Raw genomic sequence first — 2,377 nt, 5'->3', positions numbered from 1 at the left:
TTCCCAAATTCCGATAACATCATCATTCGATGATGAAGGAACACAACTGATAAAGAAATTTCATTTCGAATAATACTTTCTCGCACAAAAAATCAAAGTAAAACTTTTCAACAATTGCATTCCCAAAAAAAATTTGGGAATGAGGAGAAAACACTGGAAAGGAATTCTTATAATAACTATTTATTTTGAACAGAAACATCTTTCTTTCCATTGTTGGTTTATGATCTTCTAATCGAAGATCATTAATTTCCAAAACCTTATTCTTCATATCTGAATTGAATAACGATTCTTCCAATCAAAGTAAATCCGTCACCAACAACATTTTTATTAATACCTTAAGTTTCATCCTTTATTTTCTGCGAAAGTTCATCGATGGAAAGATTGGTAAAGATCTCTCCTTTGGAAGTTGCGGATATATTACCGGTCTCTTCCGAAACAACAATAGTGAAAGCATCTGTCGATTCGGTAACACCGATAGCTGCGAGATGTCTTGTTCCGAATTTCTGGGTATATTCAATATTTTCCGACAGAGGAAGAACAACTTTACAGGCAAGGATCCTGTTATTGCGGATAATTACTGCTCCGTCATGCAGGATGGTTTTATTATTAAAAATGGTCAGCAGTAATTTTATGGATATTTGGGCATCGATAAGTTCTCCGCTTTCGATATAATCATTCAGTTTCCGGTTGTTCTCGATCACGATCAAGGCTCCGATCTTCCTGAATGACATGATGGAGACTGCATTCAAAAGCGGTGAATAAACAGATTTTTTAACACTTCTGAAAAGAGATTTAAAGTCATGGTTTTGAGCGATCCTGGCAAATAAACCTCTGATCTCAGGTTGGAAAAGAATGATAAATGCGATGACCCAGTAATCTTTCAAAACTTTCAAAAACGAAGTCAGCATTTCCAAATGTAAAACAGAGGCAAGAAAATACATCAGGATCACAACTCCCAGACCAAGCAGGATTTGTGATCCACCGGTTCTTTTGGAAAGCAGGATCAAACGATAGAGTAAAAAGGCGATCACTAAAATATCGATGATATCTTTGAACTTGGGAACGAGAAAACTCATTTTATGTTCCTTATTGCTTTCAAAACATCTAAAAATCTTTTTTGTTCCTTCACATCATGCACCCGCACAAAATCCACCTTATTCGCAAAAGCAAGAGAAGAAGCAGCCAGACTTCCTGCTAATCTATCTTCTGGTGATGATGAATAAATCCTGTTAATAAAACTTTTCCGGGAAGCTCCGAGAAGAACCGGAACATCAAAACAATGAAACTCGGAGATCTTCTTTAAAACTATCAGGTTATCTTCATGTCTTTTACCAAAACCGATACCCGGATCAATAATAATTCTGTTCCTGGATATTCCGTTTGAAAGGCAGAAATTTATCCTTTCTTTGAAAAAATCCAGAATTTCCTCGATCGTATCTTTATAAAAAGGATTTTCCTGCATTGTTTCAGGATTTCCCTGCATATGCATCAAAATTATGGGAACATCATCATATTTCTGCAGGATGTTTATCATCTGAGGATCAAAGCGTAAGGCACTGATATCATTTATGACGGAAGCACCAGCTCTTATGGCAGCATCTGCAACTTCCGATTTATAAGTATCAATTGATATTGGAACATCCATCTTCTTTCTTATCTCTTCAATAATTGGAACAACCCTCTTTTTTTCTTCTTCAATAATTATCTTCTTTGCTCCCGGTCTGGTTGATTCACCACCAATATCGATTAAGTCTGCTCCTTCATCGATCATTTGAAGAGCGTGTTTGACTGCCTTTTCCGGATTTAAAAATTCATTTCCATCAGAAAAACTGTCCGGAGTTATATTTAAAATCCCAACAATTTTTGTGGAATCGAGAAGTATTTTCTTTCCACGACAATCAATGCTTTTATCTTCTTTTCGGAGCAATTGATCCAGAAATAGTTCCAAATCTTTCTTGATCACAGGAAGACCAAATATTGTTTGATGATCTAATTTTTTGATCAGTTTTTTTATTTTATCAACTTCACCCAAAAGAATCACATCGCTTCTTGGAATCGAACCTTCGACAACTCCTCTCGCAACTGCGGCATCTCCTCCAATAGAAAGCATTTCCTGCTTCAAAATGTTCGCTGCTCCGATTTTAACATCTGTCAGTTTGATCGATAGTCCTAAAGTTTTTGGTGCCATGACATTAATTCCTTGTGATGAAACACCAATCTTCTGTAACTCATATACAGCATCATCGATGTCCTTGATCAATAAAATCCTGTTCATGGTTTTTCCCCAAATAATCCGGATTTGTTTTCAGGTAAAAAATTCTGAAAACATAAATATGAACTTAACTAAAATTATATCTTAACTTGTCAAATTACTTTT

The 2,377-nt window shown here is 35.6% G+C and carries 2 protein-coding genes; both read right to left on the bottom strand.

Annotation, left to right across the window (positions count from 1 at the left end):
* Positions 1-335: 335 nt before the first annotated feature.
* Entirely contained in the window at positions 336-1,076 is a 741-nt protein-coding gene (locus ENL20_06805; protein HHE38266.1) for a TIGR00159 family protein, read from the bottom strand.
* Positions 1,073-2,275, bottom strand: coding sequence for a dihydropteroate synthase (gene folP / locus ENL20_06800; GenBank protein ID HHE38265.1), 1,203 nt, complete (start codon positions 2,273-2,275; stop codon positions 1,073-1,075). The genes ENL20_06805 and folP overlap by 4 nt, the downstream gene beginning before the upstream one ends.
* Positions 2,276-2,377: the final 102 nt, after the last annotated feature.

This window comes from Candidatus Cloacimonadota bacterium (assembly GCA_011372345.1).
Taxonomy (GTDB): Bacteria; Cloacimonadota; Cloacimonadia; order Cloacimonadales; family TCS61; genus DRTC01.
This window is presented reverse-complemented; position numbering and strand designations above follow the sequence as displayed.